Below are 26,847 nucleotides of genomic sequence, written 5' to 3'. Positions count from 1 at the left end.
CGCCACCTATGGCATCGAATTCTCGCTGATCCGTACGGATTTTTTTGCTCAGTTGTGTTTTGTTTTCTTCGACTGCACACTTGGTGCGAAATGTCGTTCCCCATTTAGTCAGGTAGTTTCTGGCATCCATCTGGGCATGATAAGAGACCTGAATGTATAGTACAAATGTATGTTGAAATCAAGACAATGGTAACAATAGCAGTCAATCCCTATCTCGATGGCAATTTTGCTCCAGTCTATGAAGAAATCACCACCGACAAATTGCCAGTCATCGGTGAATTACCCTTTGACCTATCAGGGATGTTTGTGCGGAATGGCCCTAACCCTCAATGGACGCCTATCGGTCAATATCATTGGTTTGATGGGGATGGGATGTTGCATGGTGTGCAAATTAGCAACGGCATAGCCACTTATCGTAACCGCTACGTGCAGACAGTCGGATGGAAAAAAGAACGAGAAGCAGGTAAAGCTATCTGGACTGGGTTGTTAGAACCACCACAAATGGATAACCCCCACGGTCGCTATAAAAATACTGCCAATACTGCGTTAGTGTGGCACGCTGGTCAGATGCTGGCGCTGAATGAGGGGGGTAAACCTCACGCCATCAAGCTGCCTGAATTAGAAACAATTGGCGAGTATAGCTACAATGGCAAGCTGATTTCTGCCTTCACAGCCCATCCCAAAGTAGACCCCGTTACAGGGGAAATGATCTTCTTTGGCTACTCTCTGTTTGCACCACCGTATGTGCAATATAGTGTAGTCTCAGCAAAAGGAGAACTGTTGCAGACAGTGCCAATTGAACTACCAATAGGAGTGATGATGCACGATTTCGCCATCACTGAAAACTACACGATTTTCATGGATTTGCCGCTGACTTTTAACCCAGAGCGATCGCAACGGGGAGAACCTGTAATGATGTTTGAGCGCGATCGCTCTAGTCGCTTTGGTATCTTACCACGTCACGGTGACAGCAGTAATATCCGCTGGTTTGAAAGTCCTGCTTGCTATGTCTTCCATACCCTCAACGCCTACGAAGAGGGAGACGAAGTAGTGCTGATTGCCTGTCGTATGAGTTCTACAAGTGTTTTGAGTTCTGATGATTCGCAACCCGATCCAAACGCAAATATTCCCCGTTTATATCGCTGGCGATTTAATCTCAGCACGGGGACAGTACGTGAAGAGATGTTGGATGATGTAGCTTCGGAATTTCCCCGCATCAACGAAAACCAATTGGGGCAACAAAACCGATATGGCTACACTAACAAAATGGCGAACAGTCCCCTACCTTTATTTGAAGGTATCATCAAATACGACTTCAGCAATGGGAAATCTCAAACACATGAATTTGGACAGGGGCGCTATAGCGGCGAAACTGTATTTGCGCCGCGTCCTGGTGCAACGGCTGAGGATGATGGTTGGCTGATGACTTTTGTCCACGATGAGAATTCAAATACTTCAGAATTAGTAGTAGTGAATGCCCAAGATGTGACGGCTAAACCTGTAGCGCGGGTGATAATTCCGCAACGAGTACCTTATGGGTTTCATGGTGCTTGGTTTGCCGGGGAATAGCTCAATGGATAGTTAGAAACTGCGTCTACACAAACAAAACCCGCCTAAGCGGGTTTTAAATTCTTTGGCAGGTGGACTTGGTTTGTATAGCCGCGATTTCTAATCGCCAGCTATTCCTCCCTATTTCCTCAAATTATTTTTCACTATACCCCCCAGCGTAGTCAATCACGCAGATTGTTTTATATGATTTGTGAGTTCCATAAGCAACACCAGAGACTTTAAAAGCACCGTTAAAAATGTTTTTTCGATGGCCGCGATCGCGCACACCATCATCAATAATTAACTGCATAACGATATCTTGAGCGCTGTTTAGCCCATAACTGATATTTTCGCCTGCGGTTGTTTGCCATTTACCATAGCGGTTGATGCGAGTAAAAGGGTTGCTACCATCGCTACCATCATGACCTATAGCACCTTTTGAACCTTGGTCTTTTACGTGGTCTTTTGCTCCTAAAGACATACCTTTAGATGTACTCAAGGCTCCTATAGGACGTGCTGATTTGAGAAATGCGATCGCTTCATCAACTGCTTTGACTCCTTCTTGAGTTCGCAGATAAGTATTATTAGAAATTATGACTCGGTTCCCTTCAAAGCGCTTTCTATAGTTTTCCAGAATTGGAAGGTATGCTTTAGGATTTGTTCTCACCTTATTTGTTTCTACAATTATCTGTTGTTCCAACGGTGAAAGGTAACTCGCCTTTGCTAATAAAGTTGGACTAGTTTGTACTGCTGGGTTAGAGTTGGCTACAGACGGGTTAGATTGAAGTAGTTGATTTGAACAGCCCAATATCAAGGTAATTGGCAAAAATACCCAAAAATTCATGCGACGCATCGATTACCTCACAATTTTTTTATGGATTAATTTAGTGAATTAGAAGAAATAAGAATTTTCAACGCACAGATCAGTCTGTAGACGCTTCTGCCGTTAGAAACGATATCAGGACTTTAGTAAGTTCGCTAAAGAAAGCGCAGATTAACGCGCCAATAATATTGATAAAGTTGCGATTGCCTTTGTTCCTAAAGTGTTACAAGCTATCACTTAACACCTGTTGTAACATTAAAAACACTAAAACGTAAATAACAACAAAAATCTTTTTTACACTTTTAGAAACCAGCGTTGCCGATACATCAGAAAACCAACAGCCCACCACAACAACACGGTGACTAAGGCAAATAACAGGGAACCATTCAGCGCTCCCGCCCAAGATGCGAAAAAATTCTGGTAAATCCAATTGTAGGTACTGGGAGCGTCTTTGCCAGTGCCAATAGTGGTTTTGACTAAAATTTTAATTAACAAAACTGATGCAACGAAAAGAGTGATCGCATTTAAGCCCATAATTTCAAAAGGTTTACTCCAGCGACGCATCAGCCGTACTTCGATAAGTTCATAACAAGCTGCTAGCAATAGTAACGCCCAACCTGTTGTAAATACTACATAAGAACTTGTCCACAGCTTTTTGTTAATAGGGAATGTCCATCCCCACGCCCAACCGATAATTAAGCAACCGACTCCAAATAATCCTAAACCGATACTTGTACGTGACTGTACAGGTAGACTGCGTATCCATTGACCAGTGAAGTAGCCAGCGAGGACGCTTACTATAGCGGGAATAGTACTGAAAAGTCCTTCTGGATCTCCCATAAAGTTGAAACCATCACCTTTATATAAATGTGCTTTGGGAATAATCAGACGGTCAACATAAGCACCGAAATTACCTTCTCGCGTCAAAACTCCCGCACCATATTCTGGCACTGCTACATACATCATCATTAGCCAGTAGCCGATGAGTAGCACTGCTGCTAGTATCCATTGACCTTTGCGCGGAAAGTTGAGAACAGCTAGGGAAGCCAGCAGATAAGTAAGGCTGATGCGCTGCAACACTCCCATAATCCGGATACTATTCAAATCAAAAGTCCAAATACCTTGATTCCAAAAGCCATTTAGTAGCAATCCCAAGGCAAAGAGAATAGCGGCGCGGCGCAATATCCGCCAGTAAACAGCTGAGGTAGGTTTATTGCCCTCGGTATACTTTGACAGCGAGAAAGTCATTGCTACACCGATAATGAAGAGAAAGAAGGGAAATACCAAGTCCGTTGGCGTGCAGCCGTGCCAATCGGCGTGGGCTAAGGGAGGATATACATCATCTGCAACACCCGCCATATTGACGAGAATCATTCCAGCGATGGTAATGCCACGAAAAACATCCAGTGAAGTCAGGCGCATAGACAAAATTTTGTGTTAGATGAGAGTATCTAAGTTACCCCGCTTTATGAAGGTAATCAAGCAAAATTTATAGGTCTACTTGCCAAATATACTTTTTCATCAAGGTTTCTGGAACAGTTCGGGTTTCTGCCCATACTATCTTGTACGAAACTAGAACTACGCGATCGCATCCAGACCAAAGTTTTAGCTATCTAAAAAGGATTAGTAGCATCAGAACTGTTATTGATCCAAAATTCTGAATCAATCAGTCGGGGATTCAAACTTGCCACTGATTGTTCGTACTTGTGTACTAATTACTAAGTTGCTAGTAGGCTACACGGGTAAGCAATGGCGTAATGGCGGTAATACATCGCAGCAACAGCTGAAATTCAGTTATCAAACTGGGTCAACTCTCACAAGTTTAACAACAGGAACATGGACGCCTGTCACATCACTAGATTTTACCGGGCCAATTGCAACAGTAACTGTAATTTTTCTGAATGGTAATCAAAGTGCCAATCAAACGCTTATAGTGGTGGCTTAACTATTGAGCAGAACATTAGCGATCGCTACAATTATTCCAGCCCAGAGTAATCGTTAGGAAAATACTTATATTATAAGTTGCGCCTTGTTAATTTTAACGTCCGGATTTTTTGTTTATAAAGTATTATTTATGACAATAAACGTATTTATTTTGGTTGGGATAGCATTTTAAAATACAGGATTGAGCCATTCTCAAAAAAATTTATCTTAAAATCAAATATTCAGTAAAATTACGTATGCGGATTGAAGTCTTCTCAATGAAAGTAGAATTAGCCCATACAGGAGAAGACTGTGACGCTCTTAAATCAAGCTCAAGTAGAGCAATTAAAGGAAATAACCACACGCTTGCGACAAGTAAGACAAGAAAAATCTATCCGCATAGAAGAAATAGCCTCTCAGACAATGCTTAGAGTAGGTATTTTGCAAGCTTTAGAAGAAGATCGATTTGAAGAATTGCCTGAGCCAATTTTTCTTCAAGGATTCATCCGTCGTTATGGAGATGCTTTAGGGCTGGATGGAAATGCTTTATCGTACAGCCTTATAACCAATGTTGTCTGTCAAGACTCCAAAAAAGCTCATCACAATTCAGATAACAAACAAAATACATACATACCTCTTGTTCTGACCTATATTTTATTATTGGTCGGTGCATCTGTTGGTCTTTTTCATATACTTAATCCACAGCTTACAGCTGAATCCCTGACTCCAGAAGACAATAATCAACAGTCAATAGTCAGTAATCAGACTAACAAATGACCAAAAACATAGAGGGAGTGGGGAGCAGGGAAAGATAAAGGGGACAAGGGAGACAAGAAGAATACCGCAATACCCCATGCCCCATGCCCCATACCCATTTTCAATTAAGATATTTGCGGTTTACGCAGATGCCAAGTAGTAGATTGTTCATAAGCATAAGCTACCTGAAACAGTTGGTCTTCTCGCAGCACATTGCCAATTAGCTGTAATCCTATCGGTAGACCCTGTTCGTCAAAACCACATGGCAAACTTAAACTGGGTAAACCAGCAAGATTTACAGGAATAGTCATCAAGTCATTTAAATACATACTTAAGGGGTCAGTAGTTTTTTCCCCTGCTTTGAATGCTGTAGTGGGAGATGTGGGACAAACTAACACATCAACTGCACCAAAAGCTTTTTCAAAGTCTTGCTTAATCAAGGTGCGGACTTTTTGCGCTTTCAAGTAGTAGGCGTCATAATAGCCAGCCGAGAGGGCGTAAGTGCCAATCATAATCCGGCGTTTGACTTCTATACCGAAACCGGCTGCACGGGTACGAGTGTACATTGATAGCAGATTATCTGCATCAGGAGCGCGATACCCATATTTAACGCCATCGTAACGAGCTAGGTTTGCTGATGCTTCTGATGGGGCGATGATGTAGTAGGTGGGTAAGCCATAACGAAAGCGGGGACAAGAAATTATTTGAATTTCCGCTCCTAGACTTTGTAGTTGATCTACTGCTTTGGTAACAGCTTGTTCCACTACAGAGTCTAAACCTTCACCAAAAGTTTCTTTAATGATACCAATTTTTAGCTGACCTCTGGGTTTGAAGTTTGGTTTTAAGCTAGCAGCATAGTTGGGAATGGCAACCTTCAGGCTAGTAGAGTCTTTGGGATCGTAACCTGCGATCGCACCTAATAATATTGCCGCATCTTCCACTGTATTTCCAAATGGCCCGATTTGATCCAAAGACGAAGCGTAAGCCACCAAACCATAACGGGAAACCAACCCATAAGTGGGTTTCATCCCCACCACACCGCAGAAAGACGCAGGTTGGCGAATCGAACCGCCAGTATCAGAACCGAGAGCAACTACACATTCTTGAGCCGCCACCGCCGCCGCCGAACCCCCCGAAGAACCACCTGGAACTCTTGATACATCCCAAGGATTAGCCGTGACTTGATAGGCAGAGTTTTCTGTAGAACTACCCATTGCAAACTCATCCAAGTTGGTTTTGCCTACCATTACCGCCCCAGTATCTGCCAGTTTTTGCGTCGCTGTTGATTCATAAGGCGGCACGAAATTTTCCAAAATCCGGGAGGCGCAGGTAGTAGGAATTCCTTTAGTACACATATTGTCCTTGATACCCACGGGAATGCCCGCTAGCAGCCCAACTTCTTCTCCCGCAGCAATTTTGGCATCCACAGCACCTGCCTGCTCTAAGGCCCGATTTGCCGTCACACATAAAAAGCTGTGCAATTTCGGCTCTAACGCTTGAATGCGCTCTAAAACTTCTTGGGTAATTTCAACGGCAGAACGTTCTTTTTTAACCAGCTGTTGGTGCAACTCGCGGATGGATGCCATGATTGCTCTCTTTGTGACTCAAATCATTGATTCTAGTACATATTGGTCAAAATTGGGTATTGGTTATTGGGCATTGGGCATTGGGCTTTGGGCATTGGGCATTCAACTTATCCAAAAATTAGGTTTTAATCCTTGATTTATAAGGTTTCGAGGTTAATTTGCCGATATATCTATTGGGAATTGGTGATTGTTATTTCTTCTTATTCCCATGCCCCATGCCCCATGCCCCATTCCCCATTCATCTGACTAAGCGGATTAATATGTATTGAAATGTGTTTAGTACTTTTTGAAAAACAGCAAATACATAGCTATCAACCGTCTATTGAATAGTTTGCTAAAGTTTTCATAATATATTGGCTATTGGCTACTTTTGTGTAAGAGTATAGCAGTGTTTTCTAATGATATAATTTTGTATTACCACCTTATTAATACTACAAACTTCATAATTTTATCAATTCCACAAAATTTTTCAAGGTAAGGTAGGATGATAAAAATAACCACACGTAAATATTTAGGCAAACAAAATGTTTATGACATTGGGGTTGAGCGTGACCATAATTTTGCAATCAAAAATGGCTTAATAGCTGCTAATTGTTTCAATAAATCCCATTCGACAGCCTATGGTTATGTAACTTATCAAACAGCATATTTAAAAGCTAATTACCCATTGGAATATATGGCGGCACTGTTAACAGCTAACAGTGGTGATACCGATAAGGTACAGAGATACATTACTAACTGTACAAATATGGGTATTTCTATAGATCCGCCAGATATTAATCGTTCTGGTGTTGATTTTACACCAACGGCAGGCAAGATTCTGTTTGGATTTTCGGCGGTGCGTAACGTGGGACAAAATGCGATTGCTTCTATTTTGGAAGCGAGAAATGAGACAGGAGAGTTTAAATCACTCGCTGATTTTTGTGATCGCGTGGATTTACGTGCTGTTAACCGCCGAACCCTTGAGTCGCTAATTTACTGTGGAGCCTTTGACAAAATTGAACCCAATCGCCAACAGTTAGTTAACGACTCGGAATTAGTGTATGATTGGGCACAATCTCGTGCGAAAGATAGAGCCACTGGTCAAGGAAATCTATTTGATTTATTGGGCGACGGCTTTTCTTTGACTCAGAATAAAAGAGCAAATAATGCCTTTGAAACTGCTCCCAAATCTAAACCTGTGACGGATTTACCCCCACAGAAAAAGTTGCAGATGGAGAAAGAATTACTAGGCTTTTATGTATCAGATCATCCTTTGAAATCCTTACGGCAAATAGCACCACTTTTGACTCCAATTAACCTTTCGCAGTTGGGAGAACAAAGAGAAGATACAAGGCTTTGTGCAGTTGTGATGTTGAATAACGTCAAAAAAGTGGTGACGAAAAAAGGCGATCAGATGGCAATATTGCAAATAGAAGACCTAACTATACAATCAGAAGCTGTAGTTTTTCCGAAAACTTATGAACGCATTAGTTCCCTACTCCAAGTAGATACTAGATTGATTATTTGGGGAAAAGTAGATCGACGTGACGAGCAAACTCAATTTATTCTTGAAGATGCAGAACCAGTGGAAACAGTACAAATGGTAATGGTGGAATTAAATCCCCAGCAAGCAGGTAATATGGAAGATTTACATCGCTTGAAAACAATTTTACAAGACCACTCAGTAGACAAAGAAAAGGCAAAAATGCCAGTGATTGGAATTATCCAAACTGAAACTTCTCGTAAACTTGTTCGCTTGGGTTGGCAATTTTGTGTACAAGATTCTCGAATAACTGTTCAAGCTTTGCAAAACGCCAGTTTTCCTGCTCATATAAAATCCCTGACTGGTAGCTGACGCCAGCAGTGAAAAATCCACCAATACTGAAAAGCAGCTTAAGAATTAGTTTTATTGAACTGTCAACAGTAAATTGCCTTAAGTATTCAGGATTTGAATCGTTTTTTTAGTTACTTACGCGGATGAGAATTTCCTTGAGGTAGTGGTATCTTTTTATGCTAACACCCTTAAGGCTGCGACCGGGGGAAGGAGTTAGAACTTGATGATCGTCAACGAGCTACATAGATTTGTTTCATACTGTAAAAAAATTCAACCCCAAACTCACGAGGACATTCAAAAATTTTTTGAAGGAGTGATATTATTTCCTTATGATAAGGAACTTCTATTGCAAGCTTATTTATTTCTGAATATTAAAGAATTGTTTCCCTCGTGCGCTGAATTGCTGTTATTTGAAAAGTCTCCAATTTCAGATTACACAGATTTAGGCAAGTGTGATTTTGTCTTCCTGACTTTTAAAGGTAGTCTGTTTTTAATTGAAACTAAGTTTATTGATACAGAAGCAACTGGAGCAACAGAAAGAAAAAGAAGAAATAAGCATCGAAACAAGGTATTTGAGCAAGTTATTACCTTAAAAGGTCGATTTAGCGAATATTGGAATATGAGGCTAGATCAATTAGAGTGCGGGGTTTTCACAACAGATGCAGAAGTTGCTTGGCGAGGAAATGGTGTGAATGTCACATCTAAATCAATATCTATAGATAAGCTCGAACAATGGCGAAGAAGTTATCACAGTAGTGAAAAATTTTTATCTCATCAAGATGGGTCCAAGTTTGAGGAAAGGTTGAATTTGAAAAGTTGAACTAAGACCCAAGTATAGTTATTGCAGTGAATGGTGTATGGGGCATAAAAGTAATTAACAATGCCACATACACCAACCCAGATGAATTATCTGGGTTTTCCTTCCTATCAATTTTTACTGCCAAACATAGATCAGGATAAACAAAATAATCCAGATAACATCGACGAAGTGCCAAAACAATGAGGTTGCATTTACGCCGTAGTGACCTGTATCGTAATTGCCAGGTAGGAAAGAACGTACCAAAATTATCAACTGCAACAAAATACCTGTGAAAACGTGCAAACCGTGGAAGCCTGTAAGTAGATAGAACGTTCCACCAAATACGCCGGAGGTAAAATTAAAGGCGAGGCCGTTCCATTCAATCGCCTGTCCAACTAAAAAGTAAGTTCCCATCGCCATTGTTGCCAACAGAAACAGGCGAAATTTCACTAAGTCATGGCGTTGAAGGGCGCGTTCTGCAAAGTAAATTACAAAGCTACTAGCAACAAGAATTACTGTATTGATTGCCGGTTCTTTTACTTCTAGTCCAGAAACACCTGCTGGTAGCCAATTAGGTGTTGTTGTTTTGTAGATGGCATATCCGGCGAAAAAACTCAAGAAAATGACGCTTTCTGACAGCAGGAAGACAATGAAGCCAAACATTTTATTGCCTTCTTCGTCGTGGCTGTGTTCTGCGCTTATATGGTGCAATTCTTCGGAATTGATATAGCTGTCCATTTTAGTTTTTGAGGAGGGAATTTGAAACGCAAAGGGAAGCGCACAGAGAAGTCGGAGCGGCGGCTTTTGCCGTTGGCACAGCCGGCCGCAGGCATCTGAACTTCTCCTATCAAAGACGCTGCGCGTAGCTTGCTTCCCCGTAGGGGTACAGTGGGTACGCAGAGGGTTTCTGCGTCTTCCCAATAATTTATTTACGTTTATTCTGGGAGGTTGGCTGTCAAGGGTTCTGATTTGCCGTAGCCGTAGGGTTCGGAGATGATGATGGGAGTTTCTTCAAAGTTTTCTACTGGGGGTGGTGAAGAAACTAACCACTCTAGTCCAATTGCCCGCCAAGGATTATCAGGTGCTTTCTCGCCTTGCATCCAAGAAATCACTATATTGAAAATGAAGGGTAAGGTGGACATTCCCAATAGGAATCCGCCGAGGCTAGCGATGACATTCCAGTATTGATACTCTGGGGCGTAGGAAGCAACTCGGCGTAACATTCCCTGCAATCCTAATGGGTGCATGGGCAAAAAGTTGAGGTTAGTGCCGATGAATGCTAGCCAGAAGTGGATTTTACCCCAGCTTTCGGAGTACATCCGCCCAGTCATTTTGGGGAACCAGTGATAGATGGCAGCATACAAGCCCATCGTCACAGTGCCGTAGAGAACGTAGTGGAAGTGTCCTACCACAAAGTAAGTGTTATTCACGTGGACATCCACAGGCACAGAGGAAAGCATGATGCCTGTGATACCTGCGAAGACAAACATGATCAATGCACCCAGGGCGAACAGCATCGGTGTATGTAGTCGCAGTTTACCGCCCCAAATCGTTGCCACCCAAGCGAATACTTTAATTCCTGTGGGGACAGATACACACATTGTTGTCAGCATGAAAATCAACCGCATCCAACCTGCTGTACCGCTGACGTACATGTGGTGTACCCAAACGATAGCGCTGACTACGGCAATTAAGATCGATGAAACGGCGACTACTTTGTAACCAAATAAGGGTTTACGTGAATAAACTGGGAAGATTTCTGAGAAAATCGCAAAGACGGGCAAAATAATCACGTAAACGGCAGGGTGGGAGTAAAACCAGAAGTAATGCTGGAACATAACTGGATTCCCACCCTTAGCGGGGTCGAAAAAGCTCGTACCAGCAGTTAGGTCGAGTAGCAGCATTACCGCACCAGCTGTCAGTGCAGGTAGTCCGAATAGTTGGATAATCTGGGCACTAAATACTCCCCAGACAAACATCGGCATCCGAAAGAATCCCATTCCTGGGGCGCGCATCTTGACGATTGTGGTGACAAAGTTGACTGCCCCCATAATTGAGGATACGCCAGATATTGCTACCGCCAAGAGCCAGATAACTTGACCATTAATTAAGTTACCTGTAGGGTTTTGGAGACTGACTGGTGGGTAAGACCACCAACCGGCTTGGGCTGGGCCACCAGGGACAAAGAAGCTACCCATCATCAAAATCCCAACTACTGGCACCATCCAAAAGGCGACGGCATTCAGGCGGGGAAATGCCATATCTCGCGCCCCAATCATCAGGGGTACTAGATAGTTGGCAAAACCAACCAGTGAGGGAAATGTCCACAAAAACAGCATCACAGTGCCGTGCATGGTGAACATACCGTTGTAGACGGTGCGATCAACTAAATCTGATTCGGGTGTCATCAGTTCTCCCCGCATCACCATCGCAAAGATGCCGCCGACGAGAAAAAAGAAGAATGAGGTAACGAGATACTGGATACCAATAACTTTATGATCGGTACTAAAGCTGAAGTATTCTTTCCAGTTACTTGGAGATTCGTGCTTGGGCTTCTCATTTGGGAGAAGGATGCCTTCAATAGGAATATTAGTCATCGGTTATTTTCCTTTTAACCAGGAGAATTGACTAGAGGAGATGCAGCAGGTGGAACTGTAACCCAACCAGTTTGGACTGATTGATTGGATGTTTGAGCATACTCAGAAGCTGCTTGATTCTTTGCTGGGGATGGCTTTTGGGTTGCAGCTTGGGCTAGCCACTGCTGATAATTTTCAGGAGATTCGACGACTACATTCGCTTGCATTGTCGCAAAGTATGTACCGCTATATTGGGAATCGGTCAATCGGTATTGTCCGGGGCGGATGGGAGTAAATTCAAAGTCGATCGCATGGTTAGGAATAATATCCTGCTTGAGGCGGAATGCAGGAATATAGAAGCCGTGCAAAACATCCTGTGATTTTAGTGCTAAACGCACCCGGCGATCGCTTGGTAAATGCAATTCGGTACTAGTAATATCTCTTTCTGGGTAGTGAAAAACCCACGCCCACTGTTTTGCTAGTACATCAATTTTTTCAACAGGTTCTGCTAAGGCGTTAGCTGGTGCTGCATAAGCTGATTCCATTGCCAGCGGATTATGCAGATGAACTAGTTCTGATGGGCCTTGAATTCCCATTTGTTCATAAACTTGGTAGCTGTAGCCTGCAATCCAAAATACCAAGAGAATTGGGATTGCTGTCCAGACAACTTCTAGGGTGATATTACCTTCAATCGGAGGACCATCAGTGAAGTCATCTTTGACTGCCCGATGGAAGATTACAGAATACATCAGAGTACTTGTTACTCCTAAGAAGATGAATGCACCGAGGGTTGCTAAGAAGCTAATCAAATCATCAATGAGTTGGGATTCGGCTGCTGCTTGGGGAGGAAGCCAAAAGTAAGTCTGCTTGCCGATCCACAGACTGGTAGAAGTCACTGCGATCGCGCCTGTAAGCAGCGTCAAAATATTTAAAATCTTCTGGATTTTCATCATTGGTTATTAGGCATTGGGTATTGGGCATGGGGCATTGGTCATTGGTTATTAACTTTAAATAAATAACAAATGACAAATGACAAAGGACTCTATTTGAGTGTTGTATTGAGGTCTTGACCTAATCGCAGCAAATTATCTGCTGTATTGTGTACGCCAAATTCGGTGGCTAGTTGCGCTCCTAGTGTGCCGTGGATGTACATAATGAACATGATTGCTATGCCTGCAAACAGATAGATCCATTGCACTTCTCTATCTGTATGTTTATATTCTTGTCTGCCCCAAACGAAGCGCTGCCATCCTCTCCAGACGGTCATGCTAACAATCAGCGCTAATAAGAACACACCACCCACACCATGCCAAAGCATAGTTTCCATCGCCTGTAATCCCCAGGCACTCTTCATATCAGCTGGTGGTGCTGCCAATAGCATTTCGTAAAAGCCTGCTCCCACTGTGAAAAATGTGATGATGCTAGCAGCTAATATGTTGTACCAGCCAACATCAAAGAAGTTCTGACGTTCCACGGTAATTGCCAAAAATTTGAAGACCCATTTTTGGAAGGGAAAGAGAACACCAACAATATCAAAGGTCATCCCAATGATGAACAAACCTATTGTCAGATGGACTAAGTTGGGATGAACGGGAATGGTGTAAGGTAATCCGTTTGCGCCTAGAGAGTCAGTTAATTGGTTAATCAATTCTGAGTTCATCGCAACACACCATCCTTTACTGCTTCTACAACTGGCACGGTATGCAATCCATACACCCAAACAAGTTCATCTCCGAGATATACCTGCAAGCCAACTATCAAGGTTAAAACTAGTCCAGCTCCCAAATAATAAATCGATACTTTTTGCGGATTACGGGCACGAATTACATAGCGCCAAGCTGTAATCGCTGTGATAATTCCTGAAAGCGACCAACCAATTAGCGTATGTAAATTCAGCACCGATTTAGCGAGGCTGTAAGGCTGTGCTAATCCCGCTTCAAACTGACCAAAAATAATCGCCACGAAGATGGCGATCGTGGCAACTAACATATTCCACCAACTCACCTCAAAAAGACCGGATTTACCAGTAAAATAGCCAATTACATCACAGAAGAAGGAAAACAATACCATCGCAATTACGAAGTGGACAACGATGGGATGAATCGTATCTGGATAGGGCAAATTGTGGTCGTTCAAAGATGTCAAATACTCAAGCATCGTCTTCTCCTGAACATATCTACTGCACTTTGGTCAATAAATTTTGGATTTTGGATTGGCGATCACACAGTCTTAGCGAGCGTCTTTTAGATTTATTTCGTCCCAGACGAGATATAAACTAGAAGACCTAATCAAAAATCTAAAATCGCTAGCCAAACTTCAATAATTGATGGACACTCACTAACATCACCACAAGTATCCATCCATAATTGACCGAAATCTGTTCAATATCTGCGTGGTGCAATACGCTTAATCATGTCTTAGCTTTTTGTAGCAAAATTTGGTTAAATTGCCTACATGAAATAATTTTGGTTTTGATTCATTTCCTTATATCAATAGTCTGCAACAGCAATTCTTGATGTAGCTAAATCAAATCGCTGTCTTTTGTTGATTTGCTTAACCTATCTCTTAGTTTAAGTAAATTTTTATGAATTGTCAAAACAATTCAAATTAAACTTTTAAAAGTTCGTTATCTAACAAAAAAATGTTTGCATAATGTATTTACTCTGGCATTATTTTAAACTTAAAAAACTTCAAGTACAAAATTTATCTGTGAGGTTTTTCACAATAATTAAATATTTGTTTGTAATGCAAATAACAAAAATATTTGAACCACTCAAAAAGCCCCTTAAAATAAGAAAAGCAAGGAATCAAGTTAAGTCAGAACCCAGAAATACTGTTTATTGCAACAGGTTCCCTTTTTTTCTCCAAGATTATTTTCATAATTCTTTCATTTTTACCTTACTTCTGCTAAAGTGAGACAAAAGTGAGAAGATTATGAAATTAGTATAATGAGATATAATATCAATAACTTTCAGATACAACTACCGCGGTACGGACAAAAATTGGCTATAGCATCTGGGCTGCTATTGGGGCTATGTTTAGCTGGGTGTAGCCTGTCAGCCTCTAATTCTCAACCACAGTTAAGTCCAAACTCAGCCACAACTACCACCACAAATCTAGATAAAAAAGGCAAAAAAGTAGTTCTTACCACCTTTACAGTCATTGCAGATATGGCGCAAAACGTGGCGGGAGATAAGGTGATTGTTGAATCCCTTACCAAACTAGGGGCGGAAATTCATGGTTACGAACCAACTCCTAGCGATTTAGTGAGGGCGCAAAAAGCAGACCTAATTTTGAATAATGGTCTGAATTTAGAGCGTTGGGCACAGAAATTGTATAACAGCGTCCCTAATGTACCTCATGTTACCCTAACAGAGGGAATTAAGCCTGTAGAAATTACGGAGGATGCTTATAAAGGAAAACCTAATCCTCATGCTTGGATGTCACCACAAAACGCCTTGATTTACGTAGAGAATATTCGCAAGGCATTAGTTAATTTAGACTCAGCGAATGCAGAGACTTATAATACCAATGCCAAAGCATACAGCCAAAAAATTAAAGAAGTTGATGAAAAACTGCGAAAAACCGTGTCAGTAGTTCCAACAGATAAGCGCTACATGGTAAGCTGTGAAGGCGCTTTTTCATACCTCACCCGCGATTATGGCTTGAAAGAAGCTTATCTCTGGGCAGTCAACTCTGAACAGCAAGCTACTCCTAAACAGCTAGAAAAAGTCATTGATATAGTTAAAAAAAATAAAATACCTGTAGTTTTCTGTGAAAGTACAGTAAACGATGGAGCGCAACGTCAGGTAGCTAGAGAATCAGGAGCAAGGTTTGGTGGAGTATTTTACGTTGATTCCTTGTCTCCAGCAAATGGCCCAGCACCAACTTATCTCAAGTTGCTAGAAGGTAATATTAATACTCTAACTCAGGGATTAGAGGAAAAATAAGCAAGTATGTAAGAATAAATTTAATTATTTAAAATTGCTTATAGGGAAGACTTTTAATCCTATTTTATTCTATGGAAAACGTTACGTGTTTGTAAAAAAGGCTGGAGTTACTCACTACAAAATAATGATTAATTTTAGAGGTGATTTTTAGTGAAATCTATTAGTATTGATGTCGAAAATTTGACAGTTGCTTACCACGGCAAAATTGCTTTACATGGTGCTTATTTGCAAATCCAAGCAGGTTCAATTAGTGGTTTAGTGGGGATGAATGGTAGTGGTAAATCAACCCTATTTAAGGCGATTATGGGTTTTTTGAAGCCAGTAACAGGACGGGTTTTGATTAATGGCTTACCGATAAAAACTGTACAGAAAAAAAGCTTGGTCGCTTATGTACCACAGTCAGAAGAGGTGGACTGGAATTTTCCAGTAAGTGTCCATGATGTGGTGATGATGGGACGCTATGGATACATGAATATATTACGAATTCCATCGGCGAAAGATCGAAGTGTGGTGAGAGAGAGTTTGGAAAGAGTGCAAATGTGGTCAATGCGCGATCGCCAAATAGGAGAACTCTCTGGTGGACAGAAAAAACGTGCGTTTCTTGCCCGTGCTTTAGCACAACAGGGAACAGTTTTGCTATTAGATGAACCTTTCACCGGGGTAGATATCAAAACAGAAAAAGCGATGATTGACTTATTGCTAGAATTGCGAGAAGAAGGTCATACAATTTTAATTTCTACTCATGATTTAGCTTCTATCACTACTTTCTGCGACCAAGTAGTACTTATCAATCGTACTATTTTAGCTTATGGAAATACATCAGAAGTTTTCACAGAAGAAAATCTATCACGCACTTTTGGCGGTTCTCTTGGAGATTTATCTCTCAGCAAAAGTCAGATAATCCGTGGAAATAAAAATGAATCTGATTAATTACTAATTAATATTGTTAAAAATATGAATACTCTCGCATTCCTAGATTGGTTAACCACACCCCTACAGCATGAATTCATGGTGAAGGCAATTTATGTAAGTGCCTTAGTTGGGGTAGTCTGTTCTGTTTTATCTTGTTTTATGACCCTCAAAGGTTGGGCATTGATGGGAGATGCTGTTTCCCATGCGGTAATGCCTGGGGTAGTAATTGCTTATGTTTTAAATATTCCTTTTGCTGTGGGCGCTTTTGTTTTTGGAGTGGGTTCAGTTATTGCGATCGGTTATATTAAAGCGAAAACGAGAATTAAGGAAGATACTGTCATCGGACTTGTATTTACAGGATTTTTCGCTCTGGGTTTGGTACTAGTTTCCAAAACTCCAAGCACCATAGACTTAACGCACATTTTATTTGGTAATGTCTTGGGTATTTCTAATGAAGACATTATCCAAACGGTGATTATTAGCGTAATTACTTTAGTAACAATAGCTATTTTACGCAAAGACCTACTATTATTTTGTTTTGACCCCACTCATGCACGTTCCATCGGCTTGAACACAGGAGCGCTGCACTATATTTTACTATCATTACTCTCGTTAACTGCTGTTGCCGGACTTCAGACAGTGGGAATTATTTTGGTTGTAGCGATGTTAGTTACTCCAGGAGCAACGGCTTATTTATTAACAGACCGTTTCGACCACATGATACTAATTGCAATGGCATCTGGAGTATTTTCTAGTGTTATGGGGACTTACATCAGCTATCATATCGATGGTGCAACAGGGGGTTGCATAGTTGTGTTGCAAACCTTGTTGTTTGTCATAGCAATGATTTTTGCACCTAAACATGGGTTACTGGTAAGAGCAAAGAAGCAAGAAAACACTGACTAGTTCAGGATGAAATAGCCTTTGCTATTTACATAACCCACATTCCGCTGGTGTGAGGGCGAAACAAGTGTCGTTTAAAATTGTGGTAATTGGTACTTCTTTAGGCGGATTATCAGCATTGAAAATTGTCCTGGGTAGTTTACCAGCAGACTTCCCTGTACCGATCGCGATCGTGCAACACCGTCACAAAGAGTCTAGCAACACACTCCAGGATTTATTACAAGAATCCAGTTTGTTGAAAATTCGCGAAGTTGAAGACAAGGAGGAAATACTACCGGGGCATATTTACATAGCCCCAGCAGATTATCATTTACTGGTTGAACCAGGTCACTTTGCCCTTTCGACTGATGAGCCTGTTTCTTATGCTAGACCATCTATTGATGTGCTGTTTGAGTCGGCAGCCGATGTCTACACAGAGCAAGTTATTGGTGTAATATTGACAGGAGCAAACCAAGATGGTGTGCAAGGTCTTAAAAAAATAAAAGCGCGGGGAGGAATTACCATTGTACAAGAACCTGCCACAGCTGAAAGCGACATTATGCCAGAGGCAGCAATTTCTGCCATTACAGTAGACTGGATTTTGACACTCTCAAACATTGCTTCCCAAATGGTCAAGCTTTGTCAATCATCACAGAAATAAACCGATGCAGATGGAACCCAAAGTCAACATCCTCCTAGTAGATGATAAACTAGAAAATTTGCTGGCACTAGAGGCAATCCTAGAAAAATTAGGGGAAAATCTTGTGAGAGCTACTTCTGGGGAAGAAGCTTTGAGGTGTCTGCTGCATCAAGATTTTGCGGTGATTTTGCTGGATGTGCAAATGCCAGGGATGGACGGTTTTGAAACTGCTACCTTAATTCGTAATCGGGGGCGATCGCGTCATACTCCAATTATCTTTCTCACCGCCTTTAGCACCAGCGACCAAATGCTGTTTAAAGGTTATGCCTTGGGTGCTGTTGATTATCTGCTCAAACCACTAGACCCTAATATCTTGACTTCTAAAGTCACAGTATTTGTAGAACTATTTAAGAAAACAGAAGCCATCAAGCAACAAACAGCACAACTAGTCGCTGTGAATACCGAACTCAGGCAAAGTGAAGAACGATTCCGATCGCTAAGTACCTGCTCACCCGTTGGCATTTTTGAAACTGATACTGAAGGTAACTGTAAATATACTAATCCCCGCTATCAGGCAATTTGTGGCTTGAAAGCGTCAGAGAGTTTAGAAAAGAGATGGCTGGAATCTGTTCATCCAGAAGACAAAGAACGAGCGATCGCTAGTTGGTCTGCTTACATTTGTGAAGGTCGGGAATACTCAGAAGAATTTCGCTTTCAAGCTGCTCACGGTAACATTCGTTGGGTTCAAGTTCGTTCATCACCGATGCTTTCCAGTCAAGGAGACTTGTTGGGTTATGTAGGCACTCTTGAAGATATTACCGAACGCAAGCAAGCAGAGGAAGTCCGCGCTCAAGTGATTCGCGAACAAACGGCAAGACAGGAAGCAGAAGCCGCGAATCGAATGAAAGATGAGTTTCTAGCTGTTCTCTCCCACGAACTCCGCACACCTCTAACCTCGATGCTCGGCTGGTCAAAAATTCTCCGCACCAAGAAACTTGACGAAAAAGCCACTTCCCGCGCCTTGGAGGCGATCGAACGCAACGCTATATCTCAGATGCAACTAATTGAGGATATTTTGGATGTATCCCGGATTATCCGTGGTCAGTTGCGGTTAAACGTATCGGCAGTGAATTTAATCTCGGTGATGGAGGCAGCTTTAGAGGCAGTACGTCCCCTAGCAGAGCCAAAAGAAATTCAATTAAATACTCTGCTGGATACTTCGATAGGGTCAGTCTATGGCGATCCAGCCCGTTTACAGCAAATTGTCTGGAACCTACTAACTAATGCAATAAAATTTACCCCTAAAGGTGGTACGGTAGAAGTCAGACTGTCAAAGTATTTTGGATTTTCGATTTCAGATTTTGGTGTGGGCGCTACTTCCACAACCATCAGTACAAGCCAGTCGAACAATTTGAGATTTGAATCTGATAGTGAAAATTTAGACTCTGCAAATACTGATGAAAGCAATAATCTCAAATCCAAAATCCAAAATTCAAAATCCCAGTACGCCCAAATTCAAGTTATTGATACAGGTATTGGTATCAGTTCCGAGTTTTTACCCAAAGTATTTGAGCGGTTCCGGCAAGCAGACAGTACCACAACGCGATCGCACAATGGATTAGGACTAGGGTTAGCGATCGTCCGTCATCTAGTGGAACTGCACAAAGGTGCAATCTTTGCCGAAAGTTTAGGTACTGGACAAGGAGCAACCTTTACTGTTAGACTACCACTTCTACAAGACAATAAAGGTAGTAGGGTGAGTAGAGAAGCTACAGGAGAAATTTCTTCCCCTGTGGCATCGACGCCCCTTGCTGGATTAAGAGTTTTAGTTGTAGATGATGAAGCAGATACCCGTAACTTTCTCAGTTTTATGTTTGAGGAGTATGGGGCTTTTGCCACTGCGGTAGCATCAGTTGATGAAGCGCTAGTAGTACTTGAACAAGCAAAACCAGATATTCTGATTAGCGACATCGGTATGTCAGAGCAAGATGGTTACACACTGATTAGGAAACTGCGCTCTTTAAAACCAGAAAAAGGCGGACGCATCCCCGCGATCGCTTTAACAGCATATACGCGAGAGGAAGACCGTTTGAAAGCTGTTTCAGCAGGGTTTCAGCAGCATTTATCTAAGCCAATTGACCCTAATAAATTGATTGCTGCGGTTGCCAACATATTAGAACTGCCTCTGCAAGTTCCAGTGAGTTGATTTGGAATCGAGAGTGGGTAGTAGGGAAAGCAGAGGAGCAGGGGAGACAAGGCGGACAAGGGTGAATTAATGAACAAGTTTCTCTCCGAAGTTCTGATGCCTACGGCGGGCTACGCCAACGCCGGAAGCCGGCGCTCAGACTTCTCTCCTTATCTTCCCCTCTTCCTTATCTACCTTGTCTCTTCTCAATGCCCCATGCCCAATCCCCAATTCCCAATCAAGACGAAGTTAGAGCATGTTTTTTCAGTTCGTCTAGAGAAACCACTTCCAAAGCTCTAGCATGGGTTGCTGAAAGTATTACGGGTGGAGCAACGCCAGCTTCTAAAGCTTCTTGCCAGCGAGAAGCACACAAACACCAGCGATCGCCAGGCTTCAATCCAGGAAAATTAGAATCAGGAGCAGCTGTGCTGAGGTCGTTTCCCCGCGATTTGGTGAACTCTAGGAATTCTGATGTCACTTGGGCACATACAACGTGCGATCCGAAATCTTGACCACCCGTACGACAAAAACCGTCGCGGTAAAACCCAGTCATAGGAGAAGTACAGCAAACCTCTAGGTTTCCATCAATTACATTTTTAGCGTCTGTCATTGTTAATTCGTTGTACTTGATTTTTCCACTTAATATAAGCTTATATTTATTGTCAATTTCCTGGTTGAATTAAAATCGCGATCGCTAATTAATTCCCAAAAGCAGGGAATTCTAAAATCACTTATATCAAAATCGCTAAAAATAAATTTTTCAGCAGAATCTTTAAGAGCGATCGCTCTCAGTTTCTGAGTTTAAATAAAAACCCCTGGCTAGCTACCAGGGGTAATGCAAGTCAGTACTTTCGCATGGAATGTATCCTACTCCAATACCATAGCAACCCTTTAGTTTACAGATATGCCATTTTGCCAAACAAAAAAGCCCTCAGTGGTAAGCTGAGGGTTAATTTTTTCAAATAGCGGTAATATACAAAGCTATTATTCCCAGATAAGTAAGCAAATAATACTTGTAGCCCTTTTTAATTTGGTGTAATACAGGGTCAGTCTTTGCAATCAGAACTTCTTCTTCCTTTTTCTACAAAAGGCTGCGCGAATAGAGAGTTACTCCCGTTGAGCAATCGTAGACATACAGTAGATTTCAAGGAAAGTGAGGTAAACAACGATTCGTCTGTTACCCAGATATAAAGCGTGTTTTACTCCTGAATTGGGCTGTAAATCAGACACCGATTCTAAAGAGCCATATAACCAGATATATGATGTCATATAAAACCCGCATTTCTCACAAGTTCTGCGATGTCTGCGACGGGCTACGCCTACGCACTCTTCATAATCATTACCCAGAATATGTTTCGGGCATTTTTTACAGGTTATTTTTTAATCCTGTGTGAAAAACCGGAATCTAGATTTTATAAGGCTTTGAGAATTGTAGTAAGAAATCCGGGAAAAGAGAGTTTCGGCGTATTTCTGCCTCGTTGTTTGCTTTTAAATAAGCAAACCTGATAACTAGTATCAGGTTTACTGAAGTAATAAAACTTGATTAAAAATTGTAAAGCAGTGTAAAGTAATTTCACAGGCGAAAACAAAACCGCCTGATTCATAAATAATCGCAATCATAAAACCATGACAGCAACCTTACAACAGCGCTCAAGCGCCAACGTCTGGGATCGATTCTGCGAATGGATCACCAGCACCAATAACCGCATATATATCGGTTGGTTCGGCGTCGTAATGATCCCCACCCTGCTAGCGGCAACCGCTTGCTTCGTAATCGCCTTCATCGCCGCACCTCCAGTAGACATTGATGGTATCCGCGAACCAGTAGCAGGTTCCTTGATTTATGGAAACAACATCATCTCAGGTGCAGTAGTACCTTCCTCCAACGCCATCGGCTTGCACTTCTACCCAATTTGGGAAGCAGCATCTCTAGATGAGTGGTTGTACAACGGCGGTCCTTACCAACTGGTAATCTTCCACTTTTTAATTGGCGTATTCTGCTACATGGGTCGTGAATGGGAACTATCCTACCGTTTAGGAATGCGTCCTTGGATTGCGATAGCATACTCAGCCCCAGTAGCAGCAGCAAGTGCAGTATTCTTGGTATACCCGATCGGACAAGGTTCCTTCAGTGATGGTATGCCCTTGGGAATAAGCGGAACATTCAACTTCATGATCGTCTTCCAAGCAGAACACAACATCTTGATGCACCCCTTCCACCAGTTAGGTGTAGCAGGTGTATTCGGCGGTTCGCTGTTTTCTGCAATGCACGGAAGCCTAGTAACTTCTTCCTTAGTTCGTGAAACCACCGAAACCGAGTCCCTTAACTACGGTTACAAATTCGGTCAAGAAGAAGAAACCTACAACATCGTTGCAGCCCACGGCTACTTCGGTCGTCTAATCTTCCAATACGCTTCCTTTAACAACAGCCGTAGCTTGCACTTCTTGTTAGCAGCATGGCCTGTAGTTGGCATCTGGTTCACCGCCTTGGGTGTGAGCACAATGGCGTTCAACTTGAACGGTTTCAACTTCAACCAATCAATCATCGATTCTGAAGGTCGCGTCATCAGCACTTGGGCAGATGTAATCAACCGCGCTAACCTGGGTATGGAAGTAATGCACGAGCGTAACGCTCACAACTTCCCTCTCGATTTGGCTGCTGGTGAGCTTGCTCCTGTAGCTCTAACTGCTCCTGCTATCAACGGTTAATTCTGAAGTTTAGCTAAATCGAAAAGCGCTCTCCGTAAAAGGAGAGCGCTTTTTGTTTTAATGTGTAGAATTTGCTATCTTTTTGTTAAAAAGCATACTTCCACTTCAGCTAAATCAGCGCAGAAATCTGCTTGATTTCTCATCTTTGACATTTTTTGCATTGTTTCTTCTCAATTCAGCTTCCGTAAGTTATTTTGTGCTTCTTAGTTTAAAGTACAGATATAAGGAACTTCCAACTAAAAAAATATCCCATCCCTACGGGACGCTACGCGAACGCATTTAGGGCAGGGAGCAGGGGGAAGAACAGTCGTGTTGAGTCCATAAATTGGGATAATTTATTTTTTGGAGTTCCTTTAGGATGCGAGGAGGAATCATGGGGCAGACACAGAAGCTAGGACAGATTATCATCCTAAATGGTGTGCCGCGATCGGGGAAGTCGAGCATTGTCGCAGTGATTCAGGAGACATTTGATGGTCTGTGGATGAACTTGGGTGTTGATAGGTTTATGCAAATGACTCCCGCACGATACCTGCCTGGGATTGGTCTGCGGCCAGGGGGAGAACGCCAGGACATCGAACCCTTTGTTCCCATTCTGTACAGCGCCATGTATGAGTCTATCGCCGCCCACAGCCGCTTGGGTCTTAATGTCGTGGTTGATGTCGGACACCATGACGCCTATACAATTGAGCGGGGCATTCTGGCTGATAGTGCCCGACGTTTGAAAGGATTGCCGGTTTTGTTCGTAGGCGTTCACTGCCCCATCAAGATCGTTATGGAACGGCGACAAAACACAGGGTGGAACATGGGAAGTACAGCCGACTCCCCAATACCACATCCGGTTCAGTTATGGCAGCGTGAAGTTCACATCCCTGGCATCTATGACCTTGAAGTGGATACCTCATTGTTAAGCCCAGGTGCGTGTGCCGAGGTGATACGCCAGCACCTCACAGATAGTCCAGCACCGTCGGCATTCCAACGACTCGCTGCACACTATACTTAAGCTGTAGTTATGACTGCGATCGCTATATTTGGTATGAATTTGTAAAGTGTGTGATTCTATAAATTGAAAGGGAAATTCAATCCCTTTTCACTAATTCTGTAAGAAGTTTACTTAACTCGACAGAATTTGCGATCGCTATCACTCTGAGGATATTGCCAAGAATAGGCAAAGTGGCTAACTCCCTTCAGTTGGGGGGCAAATTGGTGGAGTGCCTGCATTTGCACTTCTAGGGATGGACGATTACTAACAGATTTTCCCCACTGACCAGCTAAAGCCGGGATTATCTGCGTACCCGGTTTTGCCATACTCAAAACCCGTTGCACTTGCGCCACAATACAACTGGTATTACCGCAATTCCCATAAGCCATAGGATGCCACTCTAATGTATTGGGGAACCGATCCCAAGGTTGCAAACGGGAATCATACCCTTGTCCGACAGTTTGGTTGCCATAAGGAAAAAACACCACTCCTGTGGAAATACCTTGCTGCTTTGCTGGGTAACTAGCGATGGTGACAAAATCTAGAATTCCTTGCATGGCGTGAGCAACGGCTAGCTGCCACAACTCCCATTGTAAAATTGGTTGTCTATCGGTTGCAGATAGGATTGACTTTTGCGCTAGTGGGAGAGTGCGTCCTTGCCAAAGGGGTTCCCCTTCCTGGGGATAAAGTTTATCAACTTCCGCTACATCTCCGACGCTGACGAATCCCCTACTCAAAAAGCGGCGAATTAAGTCCAGCCCTTTGTAATTCTGTGCCCGTTTAAATAAAGCTTCTTGGGTTGCGGGAGTATATAGCCATAAATCTGAAACTTTGGTGGCGATAGAATCAGTTCCAGCTTGGCGAGGATAACGCACGTAATCCAATAGCAAGCCATCTGGACGACGGCGCACAACTTGTTGTACTAATTGGTAATAATCGCGTTTTGCTTGCAGGTTGTAGGGGTCGATAAATAGTTGAGAGCCATTATCTACCACATATAGGCTGGTTTGACCTTTGCCATTACGAGCGATCGCACTTTCTCTATCTCGGCGCTGGGCGTAAGTATAGCCGAAATTTGTGGTAAACATCCAGGCATAGACCTTTAAACCACGTTGCCGACCTTTTTTAATTGCCGTAGCGAGTATATCGATATTTTCTGCCCCTGGAGTGCGAATCACAGCAGGCCAAACCGTCGGGTTAGCTTTTGCTGGTAAAAGTACCTGCCCATCGTAAAATACTTCTAAATAAACTTGGTTATAGCCACGATTAACAATCCGATCCATAATCTGATCGACTATTCCTGGCTGAATGTCGCAGGGATACAAGCGTAACCAAATGGCTTGGGTTTGCGGCCAAGTTCGAGAGCGACATTCCTTTAATTTCTGTGCCTGTTCTTGTATTATGCTTTGGTAGAGCGTTTGAGCATCTTGTTTGCCTTTGAGGGCTGACAAACGCAAGTTTTCTTTTTGTTGCGCCGCAGCTGATGATAACTGACAATACTCAGTTACTTGCGCCCTTGCTGGTTCGCTTCTCAAGTTTGGAAGCAACAAACTACTAGTAAAAACAACAGCGCATAAGCGCCGCCAAAATAATGTTGATCTTGCAACGTTCAAGGGACAGTTAGACATACCTACCAGTAGATGAACAAATTCAAAATTCAAAAAAGTTTCAGACAAAGATTTAAACTCCGACTGTAACTTGCTTACCACAGGGTAACTGAGCAAAGGCGAAGTGGCTCTAACTCTGAGCTACGTGTTGACGTTCGATCTTAAAGCCTTTAATTTGCGATAATAATCGATCCCAACTCAAATAATTGTGGGCAACGTGTATCGAATTATATAGTTAAATACCAAGGGTTTTAAAACCTATTTTTTCAAGACTCTCAAAGGTCTATTTCTGTTGCCGTATTGTTTTATAGCGGTTTCCAGTGCATGAAGTAGATATTAAAACTTCACCCGCATTGTTAACGCATCGGCTTGCATTCTTAATGCATTGGCTTGCATTGTTAACGCATCGGCTTGCATTCTTAATGCATCAACTCACATTCTTAATGCATTGATCGCATTGTTACAGCAGTTTTCAAGTAGATGAGCTACAAAATCCAGAACTTAGGCATCAGACATAAAAAGTTTCTACTTCCTACCTCCTGCCTCCTGCCTTGACAAACAAAATAGTCAGGAGTCAAAACTTTTGACACCTGACTATTGATGATGGAGTAAGCAATAGTTAATAGCTAACCGCCACGTTTCAACGCCGCCTCGACCTGCTGCAACTCTTTCTCTAGACGATTTTTGAGTTTTTCAGGTACGGGACGATTTGGATAAGAGCTGTAGTGTCCAGCTAGGGAATTGAGGGCTGTTCGTATGGTTGTAAACGAACCAAGACCAGAAACAGAGTTAACTCGCTGGTAGCGAGCTGAAAAGTCATTAATTTTTTGACGCGCTTGTGCTTGAATTGCTGCTTTGTCTGGTGAATCTTGTGAAAGATCCAGAGCTTGTCTCATAATATTGACCACAGCCAAGGTGTCTTGACGATAATCCCCAGTCAAACTATCTGGACTGCCAGAACAACCCATTAAGCCGATAGCTACAACCAAAACCAGCGCAAGCAAACGCGACCAATAGCGCTTCATATGCATTAAGTAAAAGAATACTAAATCAACGTCCATCCTATCTTGGATTGGTAACTTGGGGAGCAATTGAGTAAGTAGGGAATGGGAAGTGGGGACAAGGGGGACAAGGGGGACAAGGGGGACAAGGTGAG

24 protein-coding genes are annotated in these 26,847 nt (G+C 42.4%); 13 read left to right on the top strand and 11 right to left on the bottom strand.

Annotated features, from left to right (window positions below; genetic code table 11):
* Positions 1–186 precede the first annotated feature (186 nt).
* Positions 187–1,569 carry a carotenoid oxygenase family protein gene (locus V7K56_RS07320; protein ID WP_334909010.1) on the top strand — a complete coding sequence of 461 codons (1,383 nt, stop codon included), beginning with the start codon at positions 187–189 and terminating at the stop codon, positions 1,567–1,569.
* A gap of 133 nt (positions 1,570–1,702) precedes the next feature.
* Here V7K56_RS07320 and V7K56_RS07315 read toward each other — a convergent pair whose 3' ends face one another.
* Together V7K56_RS07315 and V7K56_RS07310 are read right to left on the bottom strand one after the other, a co-directional pair.
* Positions 1,703–2,401 carry a CAP domain-containing protein gene (locus V7K56_RS07315; RefSeq protein WP_334909009.1) on the bottom strand — a complete coding sequence of 233 codons (699 nt, stop codon included), beginning with the start codon at positions 2,399–2,401 and terminating at the stop codon, positions 1,703–1,705.
* Positions 2,402–2,665: 264 nt separating this feature from the next.
* A complete protein-coding gene (locus V7K56_RS07310; protein WP_334909007.1) occupies positions 2,666–3,793 on the bottom strand; it encodes an acyltransferase family protein in 1,128 nt (375 codons plus the stop codon).
* A gap of 262 nt (positions 3,794–4,055) precedes the next feature.
* On the opposite strand from V7K56_RS07310, the gene V7K56_RS07305 reads away from it, so the two are divergent.
* Complete coding sequence (locus V7K56_RS07305; RefSeq protein WP_334909005.1) at positions 4,056–4,316, top strand: hypothetical protein; 261 nt, start codon at positions 4,056–4,058, stop codon at positions 4,314–4,316.
* A gap of 290 nt (positions 4,317–4,606) precedes the next feature.
* Positions 4,607–5,071 carry a helix-turn-helix domain-containing protein gene (locus tag V7K56_RS07300; protein WP_334909004.1) on the top strand — a complete coding sequence of 155 codons (465 nt, stop codon included), beginning with the start codon at positions 4,607–4,609 and terminating at the stop codon, positions 5,069–5,071.
* A 104-nt stretch (positions 5,072–5,175) separates the two neighbouring features.
* On the opposite strand, the gene gatA is transcribed toward V7K56_RS07300, so the two are convergent.
* Positions 5,176–6,636: an Asp-tRNA(Asn)/Glu-tRNA(Gln) amidotransferase subunit GatA gene (gene gatA, locus V7K56_RS07295; RefSeq protein ID WP_334909002.1), complete on the bottom strand. Its 1,461-nt coding sequence runs from the start codon at positions 6,634–6,636 to the stop codon at positions 5,176–5,178.
* Between gatA and V7K56_RS07290 the strand changes: the two genes are divergently transcribed.
* The 3 genes from V7K56_RS07290 to V7K56_RS07280 all read left to right on the top strand — a co-directional run bounded on the left by V7K56_RS07290 (position 6,635) and on the right by V7K56_RS07280 (position 9,272).
* Entirely contained in the window at positions 6,635–6,772 is a 138-nt protein-coding gene (locus tag V7K56_RS07290) for a hypothetical protein (RefSeq protein ID WP_334909000.1), read from the top strand. The genes gatA and V7K56_RS07290 overlap by 2 nt on opposite strands.
* 348 nt (positions 6,773–7,120) lie before the next feature.
* Positions 7,121–8,473 (top strand): helix-hairpin-helix domain-containing protein, encoded by a 1,353-nt coding sequence (locus V7K56_RS07285; RefSeq protein WP_334908998.1) that lies wholly within the window; start codon positions 7,121–7,123, stop codon positions 8,471–8,473.
* A gap of 202 nt (positions 8,474–8,675) precedes the next feature.
* Complete coding sequence (locus V7K56_RS07280) at positions 8,676–9,272, top strand: hypothetical protein (protein ID WP_334908996.1); 597 nt, start codon at positions 8,676–8,678, stop codon at positions 9,270–9,272.
* 114 nt (positions 9,273–9,386) lie between these two features.
* On the opposite strand, the gene V7K56_RS07275 is transcribed toward V7K56_RS07280, so the two are convergent.
* From V7K56_RS07275 to V7K56_RS07255, 5 genes are all read right to left on the bottom strand, one after another.
* Entirely contained in the window at positions 9,387–9,989 is a 603-nt protein-coding gene (locus V7K56_RS07275) for a cytochrome c oxidase subunit 3 (protein ID WP_334908994.1), read from the bottom strand.
* A 197-nt stretch (positions 9,990–10,186) separates the two neighbouring features.
* Positions 10,187–11,848, bottom strand: a complete 1,662-nt coding sequence (gene ctaD / locus V7K56_RS07270; protein WP_334908992.1) for a cytochrome c oxidase subunit I — start codon at positions 11,846–11,848, stop codon at positions 10,187–10,189.
* 14 nt (positions 11,849–11,862) lie between these two features.
* On the bottom strand, positions 11,863–12,777 hold the full coding sequence (locus V7K56_RS07265; protein WP_334909150.1) for a cytochrome c oxidase subunit II: 915 nt from the start codon (positions 12,775–12,777) through the stop codon (positions 11,863–11,865).
* Positions 12,778–12,869: 92 nt separating this feature from the next.
* On the bottom strand, positions 12,870–13,487 hold the full coding sequence (locus V7K56_RS07260; protein WP_334908990.1) for a DUF2231 domain-containing protein: 618 nt from the start codon (positions 13,485–13,487) through the stop codon (positions 12,870–12,872).
* Positions 13,484–13,984: a DUF2231 domain-containing protein gene (locus V7K56_RS07255; RefSeq protein ID WP_334908988.1), complete on the bottom strand. Its 501-nt coding sequence runs from the start codon at positions 13,982–13,984 to the stop codon at positions 13,484–13,486. Before V7K56_RS07255 ends, V7K56_RS07260 begins: the two co-directional genes overlap by 4 nt.
* Before the next feature lie 791 nt (positions 13,985–14,775).
* Here V7K56_RS07255 and V7K56_RS07250 point away from each other — a divergent pair.
* From V7K56_RS07250 to V7K56_RS07230, 5 genes are all read left to right on the top strand, one after another.
* On the top strand, positions 14,776–15,777 hold the full coding sequence (locus V7K56_RS07250) for a metal ABC transporter substrate-binding protein (protein WP_334908986.1): 1,002 nt from the start codon (positions 14,776–14,778) through the stop codon (positions 15,775–15,777).
* 150 nt (positions 15,778–15,927) lie between these two features.
* Complete coding sequence (locus tag V7K56_RS07245) at positions 15,928–16,707, top strand: metal ABC transporter ATP-binding protein (protein WP_334908984.1); 780 nt, start codon at positions 15,928–15,930, stop codon at positions 16,705–16,707.
* 24 nt (positions 16,708–16,731) lie between these two features.
* Positions 16,732–17,595: a metal ABC transporter permease gene (locus tag V7K56_RS07240; protein ID WP_334908983.1), complete on the top strand. Its 864-nt coding sequence runs from the start codon at positions 16,732–16,734 to the stop codon at positions 17,593–17,595.
* A gap of 64 nt (positions 17,596–17,659) precedes the next feature.
* Positions 17,660–18,232 (top strand): chemotaxis protein CheB, encoded by a 573-nt coding sequence (locus tag V7K56_RS07235; protein WP_334908981.1) that lies wholly within the window; start codon positions 17,660–17,662, stop codon positions 18,230–18,232.
* A gap of 4 nt (positions 18,233–18,236) precedes the next feature.
* Positions 18,237–20,417: a hybrid sensor histidine kinase/response regulator gene (locus V7K56_RS07230; RefSeq protein WP_334908979.1), complete on the top strand. Its 2,181-nt coding sequence runs from the start codon at positions 18,237–18,239 to the stop codon at positions 20,415–20,417.
* A gap of 217 nt (positions 20,418–20,634) precedes the next feature.
* Here V7K56_RS07230 and V7K56_RS07225 read toward each other — a convergent pair whose 3' ends face one another.
* Positions 20,635–21,006 carry a DUF2237 family protein gene (locus V7K56_RS07225; RefSeq protein ID WP_334908977.1) on the bottom strand — a complete coding sequence of 124 codons (372 nt, stop codon included), beginning with the start codon at positions 21,004–21,006 and terminating at the stop codon, positions 20,635–20,637.
* Positions 21,007–22,022: 1,016 nt separating this feature from the next.
* Between V7K56_RS07225 and psbA the strand changes: the two genes are divergently transcribed.
* Together psbA and V7K56_RS07215 are read left to right on the top strand one after the other, a co-directional pair.
* Entirely contained in the window at positions 22,023–23,105 is a 1,083-nt protein-coding gene (gene psbA / locus V7K56_RS07220; RefSeq protein WP_334908975.1) for a photosystem II q(b) protein, read from the top strand.
* Between the two features lie 358 nt (positions 23,106–23,463).
* Positions 23,464–24,105, top strand: a complete 642-nt coding sequence (locus V7K56_RS07215; protein WP_334908973.1) for a chloramphenicol phosphotransferase CPT family protein — start codon at positions 23,464–23,466, stop codon at positions 24,103–24,105.
* Positions 24,106–24,212: 107 nt separating this feature from the next.
* On the opposite strand, the gene V7K56_RS07210 is transcribed toward V7K56_RS07215, so the two are convergent.
* Together V7K56_RS07210 and psb27 are read right to left on the bottom strand one after the other, a co-directional pair.
* Positions 24,213–25,712 carry a family 10 glycosylhydrolase gene (locus V7K56_RS07210; RefSeq protein WP_334909148.1) on the bottom strand — a complete coding sequence of 500 codons (1,500 nt, stop codon included), beginning with the start codon at positions 25,710–25,712 and terminating at the stop codon, positions 24,213–24,215.
* A gap of 605 nt (positions 25,713–26,317) precedes the next feature.
* Entirely contained in the window at positions 26,318–26,722 is a 405-nt protein-coding gene (gene psb27, locus V7K56_RS07205; protein WP_334909146.1) for a photosystem II protein Psb27, read from the bottom strand.
* Positions 26,723–26,847: the final 125 nt, after the last annotated feature.

This window comes from Nostoc sp. (genome assembly GCF_036917535.1).
Taxonomy (GTDB): domain Bacteria; phylum Cyanobacteriota; class Cyanobacteriia; order Cyanobacteriales; family Nostocaceae; genus Nostoc.
The sequence above is the reverse complement of the archived record's forward strand: the minus strand, read 5'-3'. Positions and strand labels throughout refer to the sequence as shown.

Bases quoted from the DNA above. Each gene is read 5' to 3' on its own strand.
- V7K56_RS07225 (WP_334908977.1), bottom strand. From the start codon at position 21,006: ATGACAGACGCTAAAAATGTAATTGATGGAAACCTAGAGGTTTGCTGT.
- V7K56_RS07265 (WP_334909150.1), bottom strand. From the start codon at position 12,777: ATGAAAATCCAGAAGATTTTAAATATTTTGACGCTGCTTACAGGCGCG.
- V7K56_RS07215 (WP_334908973.1), top strand. From the start codon at position 23,464: ATGCGAGGAGGAATCATGGGGCAGACACAGAAGCTAGGACAGATTATC.
- psbA (WP_334908975.1), top strand. From the start codon at position 22,023: ATGACAGCAACCTTACAACAGCGCTCAAGCGCCAACGTCTGGGATCGA.
- V7K56_RS07280 (WP_334908996.1), top strand. From the start codon at position 8,676: ATGATCGTCAACGAGCTACATAGATTTGTTTCATACTGTAAAAAAATT.
- V7K56_RS07320 (WP_334909010.1), top strand. From the start codon at position 187: ATGGTAACAATAGCAGTCAATCCCTATCTCGATGGCAATTTTGCTCCA.
- V7K56_RS07310 (WP_334909007.1), bottom strand. From the start codon at position 3,793: ATGCGCCTGACTTCACTGGATGTTTTTCGTGGCATTACCATCGCTGGA.
- V7K56_RS07290 (WP_334909000.1), top strand. From the start codon at position 6,635: ATGATTGCTCTCTTTGTGACTCAAATCATTGATTCTAGTACATATTGG.
- V7K56_RS07255 (WP_334908988.1), bottom strand. From the start codon at position 13,984: ATGCTTGAGTATTTGACATCTTTGAACGACCACAATTTGCCCTATCCA.
- V7K56_RS07230 (WP_334908979.1), top strand. From the start codon at position 18,237: ATGCAGATGGAACCCAAAGTCAACATCCTCCTAGTAGATGATAAACTA.
- psb27 (WP_334909146.1), bottom strand. From the start codon at position 26,722: ATGCATATGAAGCGCTATTGGTCGCGTTTGCTTGCGCTGGTTTTGGTT.
- V7K56_RS07250 (WP_334908986.1), top strand. From the start codon at position 14,776: ATGAGATATAATATCAATAACTTTCAGATACAACTACCGCGGTACGGA.
- V7K56_RS07210 (WP_334909148.1), bottom strand. From the start codon at position 25,712: ATGTCTAACTGTCCCTTGAACGTTGCAAGATCAACATTATTTTGGCGG.
- V7K56_RS07275 (WP_334908994.1), bottom strand. From the start codon at position 9,989: ATGGACAGCTATATCAATTCCGAAGAATTGCACCATATAAGCGCAGAA.
- V7K56_RS07285 (WP_334908998.1), top strand. From the start codon at position 7,121: ATGATAAAAATAACCACACGTAAATATTTAGGCAAACAAAATGTTTAT.
- V7K56_RS07315 (WP_334909009.1), bottom strand. From the start codon at position 2,401: ATGCGTCGCATGAATTTTTGGGTATTTTTGCCAATTACCTTGATATTG.
- V7K56_RS07260 (WP_334908990.1), bottom strand. From the start codon at position 13,487: ATGAACTCAGAATTGATTAACCAATTAACTGACTCTCTAGGCGCAAAC.
- V7K56_RS07240 (WP_334908983.1), top strand. From the start codon at position 16,732: ATGAATACTCTCGCATTCCTAGATTGGTTAACCACACCCCTACAGCAT.
- ctaD (WP_334908992.1), bottom strand. From the start codon at position 11,848: ATGACTAATATTCCTATTGAAGGCATCCTTCTCCCAAATGAGAAGCCC.
- gatA (WP_334909002.1), bottom strand. From the start codon at position 6,636: ATGGCATCCATCCGCGAGTTGCACCAACAGCTGGTTAAAAAAGAACGT.